Origin of the sequence: Lacrimispora sphenoides (assembly GCF_900105215.1) — a bacterium.
Classification (GTDB): domain Bacteria; phylum Bacillota; class Clostridia; order Lachnospirales; family Lachnospiraceae; genus Lacrimispora; species Lacrimispora sphenoides_A.
Window position 1 is genome coordinate 2,345,682 of the sequence record NZ_FOIP01000001.1, and the last position, 17,400, is coordinate 2,363,081.

Annotated in this window: 12 protein-coding genes; all 12 read left to right on the forward strand. The window is 45.8% G+C overall.

Annotated features, from left to right (window positions below):
• The first annotated feature begins 21 nt into the window (after positions 1-21).
• The 12 genes from pdxA (at position 22) to BMW45_RS10720 (ending at position 17,361) form a co-directional block, all read left to right on the forward strand.
• The gene (pdxA, locus tag BMW45_RS10665; protein WP_092243190.1) at positions 22-1,023 is read left to right on the forward strand and encodes a 4-hydroxythreonine-4-phosphate dehydrogenase PdxA; all 1,002 of its coding nucleotides are present in this window, start codon (positions 22-24) and stop codon (positions 1,021-1,023) included.
• A gap of 35 nt (positions 1,024-1,058) precedes the next feature.
• Positions 1,059-2,459 carry a GntP family permease gene (locus tag BMW45_RS10670; RefSeq protein WP_092243193.1) on the forward strand — a complete coding sequence of 467 codons (1,401 nt, stop codon included), beginning with the start codon at positions 1,059-1,061 and terminating at the stop codon, positions 2,457-2,459.
• Positions 2,460-2,578: 119 nt separating this feature from the next.
• Positions 2,579-3,346: a DeoR/GlpR family DNA-binding transcription regulator gene (locus BMW45_RS10675; protein ID WP_092243195.1), complete on the forward strand. Its 768-nt coding sequence runs from the start codon at positions 2,579-2,581 to the stop codon at positions 3,344-3,346.
• A 74-nt stretch (positions 3,347-3,420) separates the two neighbouring features.
• Entirely contained in the window at positions 3,421-4,215 is a 795-nt protein-coding gene (proC, locus tag BMW45_RS10680) for a pyrroline-5-carboxylate reductase (RefSeq protein WP_092243197.1), read from the forward strand.
• A 100-nt stretch (positions 4,216-4,315) separates the two neighbouring features.
• A complete protein-coding gene (locus BMW45_RS10685) occupies positions 4,316-4,864 on the forward strand; it encodes an NUDIX hydrolase (protein WP_092246358.1) in 549 nt (182 codons plus the stop codon).
• A 140-nt stretch (positions 4,865-5,004) separates the two neighbouring features.
• Positions 5,005-5,607 carry a stage II sporulation protein M gene (locus tag BMW45_RS10690; RefSeq protein WP_092243200.1) on the forward strand — a complete coding sequence of 201 codons (603 nt, stop codon included), beginning with the start codon at positions 5,005-5,007 and terminating at the stop codon, positions 5,605-5,607.
• A gap of 218 nt (positions 5,608-5,825) precedes the next feature.
• Complete coding sequence (gene xerA, locus BMW45_RS10695) at positions 5,826-6,713, forward strand: site-specific tyrosine recombinase/integron integrase (RefSeq protein ID WP_025229861.1); 888 nt, start codon at positions 5,826-5,828, stop codon at positions 6,711-6,713.
• 50 nt (positions 6,714-6,763) lie between these two features.
• The gene (locus tag BMW45_RS10700; RefSeq protein WP_025229860.1) at positions 6,764-7,288 is read left to right on the forward strand and encodes an adenine phosphoribosyltransferase; all 525 of its coding nucleotides are present in this window, start codon (positions 6,764-6,766) and stop codon (positions 7,286-7,288) included.
• Positions 7,289-7,643: 355 nt separating this feature from the next.
• Positions 7,644-8,870, forward strand: coding sequence for an NAD(P)-dependent oxidoreductase (locus BMW45_RS10705; protein ID WP_092243203.1), 1,227 nt, complete (start codon positions 7,644-7,646; stop codon positions 8,868-8,870).
• Positions 8,871-8,872: 2 nt separating this feature from the next.
• Complete coding sequence (locus tag BMW45_RS10710) at positions 8,873-9,781, forward strand: AEC family transporter (RefSeq protein WP_092243206.1); 909 nt, start codon at positions 8,873-8,875, stop codon at positions 9,779-9,781.
• Between the two features lie 444 nt (positions 9,782-10,225).
• A complete protein-coding gene (locus BMW45_RS10715) occupies positions 10,226-11,428 on the forward strand; it encodes a YibE/F family protein (RefSeq protein ID WP_092243209.1) in 1,203 nt (400 codons plus the stop codon).
• Between the two features lie 116 nt (positions 11,429-11,544).
• Positions 11,545-17,361: a CehA/McbA family metallohydrolase gene (locus BMW45_RS10720; protein WP_092243212.1), complete on the forward strand. Its 5,817-nt coding sequence runs from the start codon at positions 11,545-11,547 to the stop codon at positions 17,359-17,361.
• Positions 17,362-17,400 lie beyond the last annotated feature (39 nt).

Here is a 17,400-nt window from a genome sequence, read left to right on the forward strand (position 1 = left end):
TAAGAACTGGAGGAAATAAATATGAGTAAACCACTAATCATAATACCCATAGGAGATCCGGCGGGCATTGGCCCGGAGATCGTGGCAAAGGCGCTTGCAGAGCCAAGGGTCACTGAGGCGGCCGGCTGCATAGCAGTAGGGGATAAAAAGATCATGGAGCAAGCCATCAGGATCACAGGGGCGGATTTAAGGATCAAGACGGTAAAGGGGCCGGAGGAGGGGAACTTTGAAAAAGGAATATTAAACCTCATTGACCTGGATAACGTGGATATGGATCAGTTTGCATTCGGGGAGGTCAGCGGAATGTGCGGCAGGGCAGCCTATGAATACATTGAGGAAAGCATCAGGCTGGCAAACGAAGGAAGGGCGGATGCGGTGGCAACCACTCCCATCAACAAGGAAGCCTTAAGGGCGGCAGGCATTCCATTTATCGGTCATACAGAGATATTCAGCGCCCTGACGGAGACAGAAGATCCGCTTACCATGTTTGAGACCAACGGTCTGAGGGTCTTCTTCCTAACCAGACATGTGTCCTTAAGAAACATGCTGGATATGGTGACCAGGGAGCGGATCAAGGATTATGTGAAGCGCTGCCTTGAGGCATTAAAGCGGCTGGGGGTAGAGGAGGGGACTATGGCGGTTGCAGGGCTGAATCCTCACTGCGGGGAACACGGTCTGTTCGGTGACGAAGAGGTGAGGGAGATCATCCCGGCCGTATTGGAATTACAGAAAGAAGGGTATCCGGTGGCAGGCCCGATCGGGGCAGATTCCGTGTTCCATCAGGCAGCTCAGGGGCGGTTTAACAGCGTGCTTTCTCTGTATCATGACCAGGGACATATCGCAACAAAAACCCTGGATTTTGACAGGACCATTGCTATTACCAACGGGATGCCCATCCTGCGGACCTCGGTAGACCATGGCACGGCTTTTGACATCGCAGGAACCGGAAAGGCAGGCGCTGTCAGCATGGTCGAAGCTATTTTGCTGGCAGCAAAGTATTCCCCCCGCTTTAAAAAGGCGTAACGGGGGCAGTAAAAATTTAAGAGGAGGGTTTCTTTATGGTAGGAGGACTTAGCGGCGAAAGAATGATGATTGCTCTTTTAATCGGCATTGTGATTCTGATATTTTTGGTATTGAAAACAAAGATCCACGCATTTTTGGCTCTGATCCTGGCATCGCTCATCATTGGTGTGGCAGGGGGCATGCCTCTTGTAAATATCACCTTGGAAAATGGGAAGACCTTTGGCATTGTTAATTCTATAACAACCGGATTTGGGGGAACACTAGGGAGTATAGGAATTATCATAGGCTTTGGGGTGATGATGGGGCAGATATTTGAACGGACCGGGGCAGCCAAGCGGATGGCTCAGACGTTTTTAAAGCTCTTTGGTAAAAAGAGAGAAGAGGAAGCTCTTGCCCTTACGGGATTTCTGGTCTCCATCCCTATTTTCTGTGACTCCGGATTTGTGATCCTGGCACCCATTGCAAAGGCTATTTCAAGGGTAACGAAAAAATCGGTGATTTCCCTGGGGGCGGCTCTGGCAGCAGGGCTTGTGATCACCCATAGCCTTGTGCCGCCCACTCCCGGGCCTTTGGGCGTATGCGGAATCTTTGGCGTGGACGTAGGAAAGTTTATTCTTTATGGCCTTGTCATCGCCATTCCCATGACCGTGGCCTGTACGGCTTATGCAAGATGGGTCGGAAAAAAACTTTACCAGATTCCTGATGATAAAGAAGGCTTTATACGCCTCCCCTATCAGGAGCCGGATTATTCCCAGGATTTTTCCATTGGTTCTGAAACGCTTCCTTCCACCCTGGAATCCTTTGCGCCTCTGTTCCTTCCCATCATCCTGATCCTGATTAGCACGGTTTCCAGCGCTTTGGGAAAAACTTCCGGATTCATGATGGTATTTCAGTTTTTGGGTAGCCCTATCGTAGCGGTGGGAATCGGGCTTGTGCTGGCGATCTTTACCCTGGGAAGAAGCCTTACCAGAGAAGAGGCGATCAAGGAAATGGAAAAGGGGATGGCATCTGCGGGAATCATCATGCTGGTGACCGGAGGAGGCGGTGCATTAGGACAGATCATTAAGGACAGCGGACTTGGTACCTATATGGCGGAAGCACTGGCAGGTACGGCGGTTCCCATCGTCATCCTTCCGTTCCTGATTGCAACAGCCATGCGCTTTATTCAAGGTTCCGGCACGGTTGCCATGACAACAGCGGCCAGCATATCAGCCCCCATCATCCTTGCTGCGGGAGTGAATCCCATTTTGGGAGCCATGGCGTGCTGTGTGGGCTCCCTGTTCTTCAGTTACTTTAATGACAGCTATTTCTGGGTGGTAAACCGGACCCTGGGAGTTGGAGAAGTAAAGGACCAGATTCTCACCTATTCCATCACTTCCACTATAGCCTGGGCCGTTGGATTTGTTGAAGTTTTAATATTGAGTATTTTCCTGTAATCATTTATGATATACATAAGGGAATTTGTGCGAAAGCAAATGCCCTGCCGCCGGAGCTTCCGGTGGCAGGGATTTTTATGCTGAAACAGGTACAGGCTCCATGACAGGAGGAACAGTTCATGATGATGGCGGAAAGGCAGATTAAGATTCTGAACATGATACAGGAAGATGGCAGCGTCCAGGTTGAAGAGCTGGCAAAAGAGCTTGACGTCAGCCCTATGACCATTCGCAGGGATTTGGAAAAGCTCCAGAAGGAGGGGCTGATCGAACGCTGCCACGGAGGAGCAGTAAGCAAGACCGAGGTGGCCTATGCGGATAAAAGCGTGAAGAATCATGGACAGAAGGTGCAGATCGCAGAAAAATGCGAGGAATTCATCAGGGAAGGGACTACCGTATATCTGGACGCCGGAACCACCACCTATGAGATCGCAAAGCGGATCATGGATAAGGAAAATATGACGGTCATTACCAACGACTTAGAGATTGCCCTTCTTATGAAAAACAGCAAGGCAGAGCTGATCCTGTGCGGTGGTTATGTCCAAAAGTCCACAGGTAGTACCTTGGGCTATTACACCACCCAGATGATAGAGGATTTCCGGTTTGATACGGGATTTTTCGGGGCAGCCGCCATAAGCGGAGAGTACTATGTTCTGACGCCTACCACAGATAAAGCATTTTTAAAACGTCAGCTTGTAAAGCAGTGCCAGCAGGCTTTTCTGGCAGTGGATGATTCCAAATTCAACCGGCAGGGAATGAACCGGATCAACTGCCTGGCTGATTATACGGGAATCATAACAGATCATGTATTTAAGGAGCAGGAAAAGGCAGTCCTTCGGAAGACGGGGGTTCGAATCATTTCAGTCAATCAAGAGAATTCCAAAGATTGACATTTGGAAAAATAGTGCTAGAATGATGCAATAATTTATTGCAGATGTCCAAGCAAGAGCAGGAGGAAGAGATTATGGCGAAAATAGGAATCATCGGAATTGGAAATATGGGTTTTGCAATCTTAAAGGGATTATTAAAGACATACGAAAAGGAAGAGATCATTTTTACCGATGTGAATAAAGAACGGTGTGCGCAGATCAGTTCAGAGATGGGAGTGGCCTATGGGGAAAGCAATGCCCAGTGTACGGACCAGTCGAAATACGTGGTACTGGCTGTAAAGCCCCAGTATTTTGACCCGGTGCTGTCTGATATCCGTGAGGAAGTGACAGAGGACCATGTGATCATTTCCATTGCACCCGGCATTACAACAACCCAGCTAAAAGAGAAGCTGGGAGAAAAGATACGGGTGGTCCGTGCCATGCCAAATACCCCTGCTCTTCTTGGGGAAGGAATGACAGGTGTCTGCTACGATGAGAAGGATTTTTCACAGGAGGAGAAGGAGACTATCGGAGATATCTTCCGTTCGCTGGGAAGGATGCGGATTGTAGAAGAGCGGCTTATGAACGCGGTGGTCTGTGCCAGCGGAAGCTCCCCTGCTTATGTTTATATGTTTATCGAGGCACTGGCAGACGGCGCGGTAAAGTATGGCCTTCCAAGGGATGCTGCCTATGAGATGGCTGCCCAGACAGTCCTTGGCAGTGCCAGGATGGTCCTGGAGACAGGGGAACATCCGGGAGCCTTAAAAGATAAGGTGTGTTCGCCGGGAGGTACCACCATTGAGGGAGTATCGGCCCTGGAAGAATTCGGATTCCGCAATGCGGTTATAAAAGCAGCGGATGCCTGTTTTAAAAAGTGCGAGAAACTATGAATTAGCGAAAAGAGAGCGAAGATGAGTTCGCTCGTCAGCACAAATGTTAAATGAGGATTATGAACCGCAGGTTCATAATACCGGACATGGAGGTAAGACAATGGAACAAAAGCCTGTAAAACGACTTGACAGAGAATTAAAGTATGAGGGAAATATTTTAAAAATATATGAGGACACAGTGGATGCCAACGGCCATCTGGCTCACTGGGATTTCATCCATCATAACGGAGCAGCGGCTGTGGTCCCTGTAACGAAAAGCGGGAAGCTTCTCATGGTGCGCCAGTACCGTAATGCCTTAGACCGCTATACCCTGGAGATCCCGGCCGGAGCCCTTGACAGCCCCGATGAACCAAAGCTTGACTGTGCCCACAGGGAGTTGGAGGAAGAGACCGGCTATAAGACGGATAAGGAAAAGCTGGAGTATTTAATCAGCGTCAACACTACGGTAGCTTTCTGTGATGAAGCCATCGATATTTTTGTTGCAAGGGAATTAGAGCCTTCGAAGCAGAACCTGGATGAAGACGAATACATTGAGGTGGAGGAATGGGAGGTAGCTGACTTAGAGCAGAAGATTTACCAGGGAGAGATTACCGATGGGAAGACCATTGCGGCAATCCTTGCATATGCGAGAAAGTACGGCGTGAAGTAGAAAAAAGACCGAAAAACGGCAGTCCCGGTAAGGTTAAAATAGCCCGACCCTGGCTTACTGCCTTTACAAGAATAAATGTCCCCTTGCAGGCATAAGGTTGAAAAAAAGATGTCTTTCAACCTGCTAAAGGGGGATTTTTAATGGCCAGTTTATTTCGTACGCTTAGATACCAATTGAGAAGAAGACCGGGACCAGGGGGAATGCACGTTTCACTGGAACGAAACCTAAGGGCAGAGGACCGCTATCTCCTTTGCTTTTTTGCCGGGCTTATTGCCGGAACGGTTATGGCAAATTTCTGTTACCCGTCATTAATGGAGAAAGCAGTATATTATATGAGCCTTTTGAACAGAAATGTAAATCTAGACAAAGGGGAGCGGATCCAGCTTTTTTATCAGGTGTTAAGGCAGCGGGGGATTGAGTTATGGATTGCCTGGCTTATCGGCCTGACTGCTTATGCAGTTCCAATGTATTGCCTGCTGACAGCAGGAATCGGTTTTTCCATGGGATTTGTCCTCTCCATCATAACAGTTCAAAAGGGGCTTATGGGGCTTCCTGTGTTCCTTATGTCAGTCATGCCCCAGGGGATTTGTTACCTACTCCTTTGGAGCATCCTTCTTTTGTGGGGCTTGCAAAATGGACGGCGGTTTCGGATTCCGGCTTTTTTGCTGCTTTTCTTTCTGGCCGCCCTTGGGAGCGCCTGCGAGGCCTGGATCAACCCATTTTTCTTAAAAATGGTTCTTTAAAGAGAAAGAATTGAAAAAAAATATTTGATCCAATTCCCCATATCTTGCGAAAAAAAGTCATGCATTACCAATATCTAGTACATGTTATGTAAAGTAGCCCTAAAATGTCTTGATAGTGGGAAAAATGTGTTTGATTTTATCGAAAATAGTCTATATAATGTTAGGAAGAAGCCTTATTTTAAGGCATTTTTGAAGCCGAAAGGTCAGGGGATATGGAGATGGTAGCAGATATTAATCATTTTATCATTTATTTGAGAGAGATAAAAAAAACATCAAAAAATACAGAGGTATCTTATCAGAGGGATTTGATGCAGCTGGCCTCTTTTTTAGAGCGGCAGGGAATCAGGTCAGTGGACAAGGTGACAAAGACCAGTCTTACTTCCTATATTCTGCACCTGGAGAAAGAGGGAAAGGCTACCACTACCATTTCACGCTGTATGGCCTCCATGAAGGCATTTTTTCATTTTGAATGCAAGGAAGGGAGAATCCGAAAGGATCCGGCAGAGCTGTTAAAAGCGCCAAAGGTGGAAAAAAAGGCGCCTACCATATTAACGGTAGATGAGGTGAACAGCCTGTTAAGCCAGCCAGACGGCGAGTCTCCCAAAGAGCTTCGGGACCGGGCCATGCTGGAACTGCTTTATGCAACCGGAATCCGGGTATCGGAGCTGATTCATCTAAAAAAGGCCGACATAAACTTATCCATTGGTTATATAACCTGCCGGGATGAACATAAGGAGCGCATGGTTCCTTTTGGAAAAGTGGCCAAGCTGGCCCTTTCCGCCTATATGGAGCGTGGCAGGGGATATTTATTGAGGGATCAGGAATCCGAGTGGCTTTTTACCAACTGCAACGGGAAATCCATGAGCCGTCAGGGATTTTGGAAGATTATAAAATTCTATGGGGATAAGGCAGGGATCAAGGCGGACATTACGCCTCACACCCTGCGCCACTCGTTTGCGGCGCATTTGCTCCGCAACGGAGCGGATATTCATGCGGTACAAGCTATGCTTGGCCATTCCGATATGGCTACCACCCAGATGTATATGAACTATACTCAGGGAGAAGATCTGCGCCGTGCCTATACGGGTGCCCATCCAAGAGGATAGGGGGGCCCCCCTAAACCTGGGTACAAACTATAATAATACGAGGTATGATAATGAAAAGATTAGAAGATTATGTCACAAGCATTCCGGATTTTCCAGAGGAAGGAATCATTTTCCGGGATGTGACTACCATTCTGGAGGACCCAGACGGGCTTTCTCTGGCAGTGGATGGCATACGGGAGATGTTAAAAGGGGTGGAATATGATTCAGTAGTGGGACCTGAGTCAAGGGGCTTCATCTTTGGCGTTCCGGTAGCCTATGCAGAGCATAAGAGCTTTATTCCGGTGAGAAAGAAGGGAAAGCTTCCAAGGGAAGTCCTGTCTGCTGATTACGAGCTGGAATATGGCACGGCGACCATTGAGATCCATAAGGATTCTATTAAGCCGGGGCAAAAGGTGGTCATCATAGATGATCTGATCGCTACAGGCGGTACCATTGGAGCCATCATAAAGCTGATTGAAGAGCTTGGGGGCGAAGTGGTGAAAATCTGCTTTATCATGGAACTAGCAGGATTAAATGGCAGAGAAAAGCTTGCAGGTTATGATGTGGAATCCATAATTACTTACGAAGGAAAATAATTTTCAAAACAGAGAATCCGGGATAGCGGTGTTTGGACATGTTCATTCGCCCTTATCTGCCGGATTCTTTTTTTGATTCATAGGAATGAACCGCCCATAATTCGATATATTTTTGTCAAAATTTATTTTTTTCTGTACATAAATGCTACCTATTGATTTTATTATTTTGAGTATGTTATGATGTGAAAAATAATAAAAACTGTATACAATATGCAACTTGAAATTTGACCTCATAAGCAGGAGCACGGATTGTGAATATCCGGTTGACGATTGATAAAATCCATAGGTAAAGGAAGTTTCATGTACCTTTGTCTCACCAAAGGGTACGCGATAGAAAAAGAGAGGAAGATGAATTATGGCAGTTCATGTAATTGATGAAGCAAACAGATGTTTAAACTGTAAGAAACCCCTGTGCATGCAGGGTTGTCCCATCCATACCCCCATTCCCCAGATGATCGAAGCATTTAAGGATGGAGGTCTAAACAAAGCAGGAGAAAAGGTGTTTGAAAACAATCCCATGTCCCTGGTTTGTTCTCTTGTGTGCAATCATGAAAAACAGTGCGAGGGCCACTGCATTCTGGGAAGAAAGGGACAGCCGGTGCATATCAGCAGCATAGAAAATTATATTTCTGATACCATCTTTGACAAGATAAAGGTGGAGTGTAAGCCGAAAAACGGGAAAAAGGTGGCGGTGATTGGCGCTGGTCCGGCAGGGATCACTATTGCTTTTCTCTTGACCAAGGAAGGCTACAGCGTGACGATCTTTGATGCCAAGGATAAGGTGGGAGGGGTTCTCCAGTATGGGATACCGGACTTCCGCCTTCCAAAGACCATTTTAGAACGCTACAAAAAGAAGCTTCTGGAAATTGGAGTGAAGATCCGCCCGAATACCGCCATCGGAACCGCCCTTGAAATCAAGGATCTGATCCGTGACGGCTATCAGAGCATATTTATCGGAACCGGAGTCTGGAGGCCGAAAACTCTGGGAGTGAAAGGGGAATCCCTGGGAAATGTCCATTATGCCATCGATTATCTGGCAAACCCCGACGCCTATGACCTGGGAGAGACGGTTGCCATCATTGGCATGGGAAACTCAGCCATGGATGTGGCAAGGACCGTGATCCGTCATGGAGCCAGGAAGGTGACTCTTTATGCCAGAGGCTTATCCAGCAATGCCAGCGATCACGAAACAGCCTATGCAAAGCTTGACGGAGCGGCTTTTCAGTTTGGGAAACAGATCGTTGAGATTACGGATGAAGGTCCGGTGTTTGAGAATGTCCGTTATGATATGGAAGGAAACCAGATTGGTATTGATGAGGAACGGGAACAGGTTTTGGCGGATTCTACCATCATCTCCATCAGCCAGGGGCCGAAAAGCAAGTTGGTGAATACCACCAAGGGCTTACTGGCCAGCCAGAACGGATTATTGATGACAGATGAAAAAGGCCAGACAACCATTCCGGGCATATTCGCTTCCGGAGATGTGGTGCTGGGAGCAAGGACTGTGGTGGAAGCAGTTGCCTACTCAAAGGTCGTGGCTTTGGCCATGGATGAATATATGAAATCCAAAGAAGAGAGCTAAACATGGATTATAATCGTCTTTTAAATCTCCAGGGGATGCTGTTTCTCCTGGTAGCAGCAGGCGTTGTGCTGAGAAAGAAAGGGATTCTGCCCGAGGGGGCAAAGTCCATTCTCACGGACCTCGTGATCTATCTGATCCTTCCCTGCAACATCATCAATTCATTTTTTATTGAGTTTAATCTGGATATCTTAAAGGGCTTTGCTATAATTCTTACCATTGCCGGTCTGATCCAGATTGGGTGCCTTATGTTTGCAAAGGTTTTCTATAACAGGGAACCGGAAAGCCGTAAAAAAGTGCTTCAGTATGGTACGGTCTGTTCCAATGCGGGCTTTATGGGAAATCCCATCGCAGAAGGCGTTTATGGGGCAGAAGGGCTCATGTATGCTTCCATATTTCTGATCCCTCAAAGGATCGTTATGTGGTCTGCCGGGGTTTCGTATTTTACGGAAAGCCCGGACCGGAAGACCGTTGTGAAAAAGGTTTTGACTCATCCCTGTATCATAGCGGTCTATATTGGTCTGGTTCTCATGATCACCCAGCTGTCTCTGCCCCCATTCCTGCAAAATACCATCAGGAGCGTAGGAGGCTGTACCACCACCGTATCTATGGTCTTAATCGGCGCCATACTGGCGGAGGTAGAGCCGGGAAGCATATTAGACTGGGGGATTGTAAGGTATGCCTTCATCCGCCTGTTTCTGCTCCCTATTCTGGTTTACTTATGCTGCCGGGCCTTCCATGTAAAACCCCTTTTGTCCGGAGTATCCGTCCTTTTGACCGGAATGCCCTCCGGAAGCACTACTGCCATATTGGCGTCCAAATATGAGGGGGATTATATTTTTGCCACAAAATGCGTGGTTGTGACTACCCTGTTATCCCTGGTGACCATTCCACTGTGGTGTATGGTCCTTTAATATACAGAATATCTGCTGTTAAAAGCACTGCTATAACAGCTTCATAATTAACTGCCTTTACAGGTCAGAAATGTCTTATATTTACAGACGTTCTGGCCTGTTTTTTTGCAATCTTTTCATCAGCTGTCTGCTATACAGGTGTGACTAAAAGTCTAATGTTTTTACAGGGTCTGTTAAAAATGAGATTTAAACCTTTCATTTTTATTCATAAGGTGTACTTAAGTTGTTAAGATCGGAATAGAATTATACAGAACGCTATATTTTCAGCTTTTACATGTTAAGCGCTTCCAGAGCATTATTAGCGAAAAATTTTGTACATGTTACCGCCTATAAGGGCTCTGAAGTGTGTCGACAATGCAACTTAATAAACATACATAATAAACAGGACGAAGGGCGCAGGGGTCATAACCACATTGATGCCTTTCGCAGAAAGGTGTACTTAAAATGAAAAATCAGAAAACATTCTGCATGAAACTATTGGCCTCATTCCTCTTCTGCATGGTATTTATAGCAATTCTCATATGGATCAATCAACCACTGCCAGGGGAAGTACCAACGGCGGCAAGCCAGATAAGGTTTGCCAGGGCACATGTGACTGAAATCATCAGAGACGAGGCAAAGGCAGAAGACTGGACAGAAGGGCTGCGTATAGGAGTACAGGAAGTCTATGTGCAGATAGACAGCGGTGAGGACAGAGGTAAGACATTGCCGGCAGTTAATTATATGAATGCATACAACAATGTGGACTTAAAAGTAGGTACGAAAATAATCGCCAGGATGGATATAGATGCCAATGGGCTTTCCTATATCGCATCCATACCCAATTATAACAGGGGTCCGGCATTGCTTGGATTGACGGTGATATTCGTGCTGTTTTTAGCTGTATTCGGGGGAAAGAAAGGAATAGCCGCCATACTGGGGCTTGCATTTGCTATTGTAGATATCTGGTTTTTGCTCATACCCATGATAAGGCATGGCATTAATCCTATATTTTCATCTGTTGTCATAGCAGCTGTTACTACAGCTGTTTCATTGGTACTGTTAAATGGTTTATCCATGAAAACTTTATGTGCAACCATTGGGTGCGTAGGCGGTGTAGCGATGGCCGGGGCCGCAGCAGCTCTTACGGCAGTTGCTACGCCGATAAACGGTTTTAATATGTCGGAGGCGGAAGAATTAATTCTTCGTGCAGATGGGACAAGTCTGAATATAAGCGGATTATTGATCAGTGCCATACTCATAGCTGCACTTGGCGCAGTTATGGATGTGGCTTTGACTATTACGTCAGCAGTATTTGAGATGCATCAGCTGAATCCAGAGCTGAACAGACAAAAACTGATTCAGTCGGGTATTAATATAGGCAGGGATGCCATGGGGACTATGGCAAACACGCTGATATTAGCTTTTGCTGGTTCGGCACTTAATATGTTGATACTGTTTCGAATCTTTGATTATCCATATTTGCAGATTATTAACAGTGACATGATGGCGTTGGAGATTATACAGGGTATCTCGGGTTCCATAGGTATTGTAATGACTGTGCCATTAGTGGCATTCCTAAGCGCGTTTATTTGCAGCAGGAAGAATGGGGTGGACAAGCCGGTCATAGCGCTTAAAGAAAAGAATAAAAAACACAGAAAAAAGTAGTGACGATATTCACATATTTTGTATTAAAAGCATATACAAAATTGGTACTTTTTTATAATTCATTATAATAAGGTTAATTAGGTGATACCATTAAAAATGGAAGGAGAAGAAAAGTTATGAACTTAAGGAAGCTGTTAAGTTTGTTTCTGTCAGTTGCCATGTGTATGAATCTGTTAGTCGTGCCTGGTTTTGCGATGAAGACAGATTCGAACCTGACAAACGGGTATGGGGTAGAACGTTCCAGTGGGGGAGGGGATAAAGCCAGCCCCAGTGAGGCGGACAAGGACACGGATGCAGACATTCCAGAAAAGCCGGAAGAAGATACAGGCGATAAGGGAGATACAGGCGATAAGGGAGATACAGGCGATAAGGGAGATACAGGCGATAAGGGAGATACGGAGGATAAGGGAGATACGGGTGCTGTAAAAGAGGAAGCCAGTGCTTTGGAACCTGTAGAAGATAAGTCCGCACTTAGTGACATCAGTCTGGCAGACCACGTAGTGATCAGTCAGGTATACGGTGGCGGTGGCAATAATAACTGTATATGGAAGAGTGATTTTATTGAGTTGTACAATCCTACAGATGAAGATGTGAGCCTGGATGGGTGGTCGATACAGTGGTTGGCTAAAAACACGTTCAGCTCCTATAATCCTGTAGGCGACGGTCAGTTAACGAAACTTTCAGGGACCATCGAAGCTGGGGGCTATTACCTGATAAAGGAAGCAGACGGGACGAATAAAGATGCACCAGAACTTCCAGAACCTGATGCTATAGGTGTTATCGCAATGTCTGGAACAGATGGGGCAGCGGCATTGTCCAAAGACACCGTGAAGTTAACAGATAAAAGCGATGAGAATCTCGTTGATTTAGTAGGAATTGGCGCAGCGAAAGAGTATGAGACCGAACCAACCGCTGCAATGTCAAATTCTACCGCCGCTATCCGCAAGGACCCGGCTGTGGATACCGACAATAATAAAGTTGATTTCAAGATTGGAAAGCCTGAGCCGCACAATAGTTCCTATGAGGAAGGTGGCGGGACTTTGCCGGGAGAGACAAAATGCAAGACACCTATTGCAACACCGGCTGCCGGACAGGTACTGAAAGGAACGCAGCTCACATTCTCTACGGCAACATCAGATGCTGTAATCGAGTACAATACGGAGTCTATTGATGCCGATGAATGGATAAAATATTCAAACTCTGACAAGCTGACGATTGATGAACCGGTTACATACTATGTTCGCGCAGTTAAGGAAGGGCTGGAAGATAGTGAAATAGCTGAGTTTTCCTATACGATCCGTGAAGCCGGCAAAGTGATGACGATTAAAGATGTGCTGGCATTGGGACAGAACACAAAAGATGTGACTGTTACAGGGGAACTGTCATATCTGGCTACTACATATGGAAATCCGGTGCTCCAGTCCGAGATCGATGGCAGCCAGTACAGCATTTATATCTATGGAGCAGCGCCGGATGATGCCAGGATAGGAGATATCCTGGAAATCACGGGAGATTACCAGATCCGCTATGGTATGCCTCAGATAACATCCACGAAAGATAAAGCAAAAGTCGCTGTTAAGCAGGATGAGGCGACGATACCGCCTGTAACGTATACCATCAGTCAGATAAAAGCCATGGCTGGTACTGCTGATATAGAGAAAAGCGGACTTATTAACAGAGTTGTTCTGATAGAGGATGTCAAACTGGGCAAGCTTAATACATCAGGCAGTACGCCTGTAACTGATGCAACAGGTACGATTAATATTTATCAGGCAGCTCCATATCCGGAAGGCGTCGAAGAAGGAGAGACAGTAGATCTGACTGCTATGATAGGCAGATATAATCAGACGATTCAGCTATACACCGGCACAGAAGAGAAAAATGGTTTTCCTGTTTATTATGTGAAAAATGACACCAAACCACCAGTTATTACCTTAGGTACCTATATTGATGCAAGACCGGATCAGGAGTATCCAATATCCGTCCAGGTCAGGGACAATGTGGGCGTGGCAAGTGTGGAGGTTCTTTTCGGGCCCTCAGAGGCGATGCAAGACAAGTCAATTTCCATGACATTTAATCAGGATACGAACAATTATGAAGCTGTTATTCCGGCAGAAAATTTTGCGAAAGGGCAACAGGCCTTATACATAAAATTCAAAGCGAAAGATAAAACCGGTCTTGAAACAGAAAGTGGGATCCTTACGATCGCTATCAATGACAAACCGCAGGTACTGGCGGTTACTCCTGAGAGAAATAAGGCGACAGGAGACGTGAAAGCGCCTGAGATTTCTATCAAGCTGGCGAATAGCGGAACTAACCCTTCGGTAAGTCTCACTCTCAGTAAGACAGACGGCACTGCTATTTATACAAACCAGTCTATGAATCTCAAAGAGACAGCTGCTGACGGTGCAACATATGCTTTTACGCCCAATGTGCTGGAAGACAGTACTTATAATGCGCAGGTGACGGTTGTTCGGGAAGATAAAGTGTCTTTTACTGAGACTTGGAAGTTTACGATCGGCAAGTCTGCCTTCACCGCATATTTCGGACAGCTTCATGGGCATACGAACTATTCGGATGGTTCCGGATCTGTTAAAGATGGTCTTAATTATCTTGCTAATATACCGGAAGAAGACAATGTACAATTTGTATCCTTTACAGATCATTCCAACTATTTTGATACAAAAGATGCACCTAATCCGAAAGAGGCGCTCAATGACCCGTCTCTTATGACACCTGGGAGCAGGGCCATATGGGAGGAATACAGGGAGCAGACGAGATCGTTTAATGAAACCAGTACCAGAAAGGCGTTATCCGGTTTTGAGATGACCTGGTCCGGCGGTCCCGGTCACATCAATACATTTGGCTCAGCAGGACTTGTAAGCCGCAACAATACCACGCTTAATGACAAGAAAAATGATGCAGGTTTAAAGGCGTACTATGACATTCTGACTGCTGATTCAGACCCGTTGGCGAATCTTTCACAGTTCAACCACCCGGGCAAGACGTTTGGTACATTTTCTGATTTTGCATACTATACACCGGCAAGAGATGCCAAAATGGTCTTGGTAGAAGTAGGCAATGGCGAAGGCTCCATCGGTTCAGGCGGATATTTCCCAAGTTACAATGAATATACGAAAGCACTGGATAAGGGCTGGCATTTAGCGCCTTCCAATAACCAGGATAATCATAAAGGGCGTTGGGGCAATGCGAATACGGCCAGGACAGTCGTCATCACAGATGATTTATCGGAGACAGGGATTTTAAGTGCGCTGAAAGATATGCATGTATACGCGACAGAAGATAAGAACTTAAATATCATGTATACTTTGAATGATGAGCTTATGGGAAGTATCCTGGATGTGTCAGATGACGTAAAAACGCTGAATATTTCTGTAAGCGTAGATGACCCAGACCCGTCAGATGTCATTAAAAGTGTAGAAGTAATTACAAATGGCGGCGCAATAGCAGGAAAAAAGGAAGGCACTGGAAATAGCGGAGAGTTCAACTTTGAGCTACCTGCAAAGAAAGGATATTATTACATACGTGTTACTCAGGCGGATAAAAATATTGCCGTAACGGCTCCTGTGTGGTATGGTTCAGCTGCTAAAGCAGGCATATCTTCCTTTACTTGTGATACAGACGTACCAGTGACAGGCGAACCGATGAAGTTTACAGTCACAGCTTTCAACAATGAAGAATCAGATGCCACACTTACCAAGCTGACATTTAAAACTGGTGATAAGGTGCTTGAGAGTAAAGATCTGAACGTTACTTTAAAGTCATTGGGAACTTACAAAGTTAACAAAGAGTTTATCCTTGATAAGTCAGGAGTAAATGAAATAGAAGTCATTGTACAAATGGAGCTGGAAGGCGATCGCAAGACATTCAGCTTTACTTTGGAAATCGATGTACGTGACAGTTCGAAGATGAAATATTTTGGGATAGATGCCAGTCATTATAATGAATATGTGAATGGAACCTATAAGGACAATATGGGTAATTTCACTGCCTTAGCAGGAGATTACAATATCAGGATGGTCACGCTTAACACGAGCGAGGAACTGGTAGCCGCTTTAAAGAACGACAAATATATTGGAATTTTATTAAATGCGCCTTCCAGACGCGATGGTACGAAGCTGCGGGAGGATTATAAGAACTACACAGAGGAAGAATTAGATGCTATCAGAGCCTTTGCTAAAAAGGGCGGCAAGACGATTATGGTCTGTGCCTGGAGCGATACCTATGAGGCATATGATGGTTTCAAAGGTGATGTGTCCAAGGCAGAGGATCATATGTCAGCTCAGCAGAATAAGATACTGGAAGCTCTTGGAAGTGCATTCCGTTTTGCAGATGATGAGTTACAGAGCGCTGGCTTTAATGACGGCAGAGTGATTGGTATCCTTAGCACCGATTATAATTTGCTGAACCCATATATGGCTGGAGTGGAGGCAGGTCTTAAATTCAGCACATATGGCAATGCGGATATTTATGCTATAGATGAAAGTGGAAATCCAGTCCGTGACAGAGCCATGCTTCCGCCAGGAGCAGCACCTCTCGTATACGCTCCGGCAGATACGAAAAGCGTGGATCATGATGGTGTAGGATTATCAGGAGACGCATTGGCTAAATTGGATGGACGTTTTGTATTGGCAGCTACTCAGGAGCTTTATTTCAGCGATGGCGAATCATCTACACTATATTTATCAGGATGTTCGACTATGAGTAATTTCCAGCTGACATTTGACAGTGCAGCCACCAATGATTACAGCAACTACCAGATTATGGCAAATTTGTTAGATAAGGCGAATCAATTGGAGATTACACCTATTAAAGAAGTACAGGCGGCCGGTGAGGGCGAGCGGTATATTATCGAAGGAATAGCTACATCCAACGCCTCTGGTTATGATAAAAATACTGCTTTCTTCGATAGTATCTATGTTCAGGATCATACTGGCGGAATTAATCTTTTCCCTGTATCCGGAGATATAAGAGCGGGCCAGACCATCAGGGTATTTGGTAAAACTTCTTCGTATCAAGGAGAGAGACAGCTGGCAGTAGAGAAGGTTATGGTAATTGATACGAATATAAAGGAACTTCCAGAGCCTGTTAAGGAAACTACGAAAGATGCTTATGAGGGCAAAAACCTGGGCAGTTTAGTCATGGTAAGCGGCAAGGTTATTTCCATTGATGCGCCGAATAATCTGGTAGAAACGATTATGCTGCAGGATCAGTCAGGTAAACCCGCAAGAATATTCATCGACGGATATATTACGAAGGATAAGGTGATAAAGGATTTAAAAATCGGTGCATATATGTCGGCAGTAGGACTTTCGTCCAGAACTGTCATAGGTGACTCTGAGGATTCTGTGTCTCGTATACGTATTCGTGACAGAGATGACGTAAAACTAGCAGAGGAACCGGGAAACCCAGAAGGGCCAGAAAATCCGGAAGGACCAGAAAATCCAGGAGGGCCAGAAAATCCAGAAGGCCCAGAGAATCCCGAAAAGCCTGACCGTTCCAGTGACTCAGACAGAGATAAAGATTATGGCATGGCCATATGGAAACAGAATGCCAGAGGCTGGCAGGCTCTTAAGAATGATGGAACATATGCGAAAAATGAATGGTATCAGTGTTCCTATAATGGTCAGATGTCATGGTATCGCTTTGATGCAGAAGGGTATATGATTTCAGGCTGGTATTTGGACGGAGATGGCAGCTGGTACTACTTGAGCGAAAACCATGATGGCTCATATGGCGCTATGGTTACGGGCTGGAGATGGATTAACGGAAAATGTTTCTACTTCAATCCGATTAATCAGGCAAAGCAATACAAATATGGCGCAATGCTTAAGAGTACCATCACCCCAGATGGTTACGCTGTCAACGCTAATGGAGAGTGGGCAGTGGAAGGAGTAGTACAAATCAGGTAATACAAAGCTTGACCACAGAATTCATAGCTTTTGCAGGTC

Bases quoted from the DNA above. Each gene is read 5' to 3' on its own strand.
- BMW45_RS10700 (WP_025229860.1), top strand. From the start codon at position 6,764: ATGAAAAGATTAGAAGATTATGTCACAAGCATTCCGGATTTTCCAGAG.
- BMW45_RS10670 (WP_092243193.1), top strand. From the start codon at position 1,059: ATGGTAGGAGGACTTAGCGGCGAAAGAATGATGATTGCTCTTTTAATC.
- BMW45_RS10690 (WP_092243200.1), top strand. From the start codon at position 5,005: ATGGCCAGTTTATTTCGTACGCTTAGATACCAATTGAGAAGAAGACCG.
- BMW45_RS10685 (WP_092246358.1), top strand. From the start codon at position 4,316: ATGGAACAAAAGCCTGTAAAACGACTTGACAGAGAATTAAAGTATGAG.
- pdxA (WP_092243190.1), top strand. From the start codon at position 22: ATGAGTAAACCACTAATCATAATACCCATAGGAGATCCGGCGGGCATT.
- BMW45_RS10720 (WP_092243212.1), top strand. From the start codon at position 11,545: ATGAACTTAAGGAAGCTGTTAAGTTTGTTTCTGTCAGTTGCCATGTGT.
- proC (WP_092243197.1), top strand. From the start codon at position 3,421: ATGGCGAAAATAGGAATCATCGGAATTGGAAATATGGGTTTTGCAATC.
- BMW45_RS10710 (WP_092243206.1), top strand. From the start codon at position 8,873: ATGGATTATAATCGTCTTTTAAATCTCCAGGGGATGCTGTTTCTCCTG.
- xerA (WP_025229861.1), top strand. From the start codon at position 5,826: ATGGTAGCAGATATTAATCATTTTATCATTTATTTGAGAGAGATAAAA.
- BMW45_RS10715 (WP_092243209.1), top strand. From the start codon at position 10,226: ATGAAAAATCAGAAAACATTCTGCATGAAACTATTGGCCTCATTCCTC.
- BMW45_RS10705 (WP_092243203.1), top strand. From the start codon at position 7,644: ATGGCAGTTCATGTAATTGATGAAGCAAACAGATGTTTAAACTGTAAG.
- BMW45_RS10675 (WP_092243195.1), top strand. From the start codon at position 2,579: ATGATGATGGCGGAAAGGCAGATTAAGATTCTGAACATGATACAGGAA.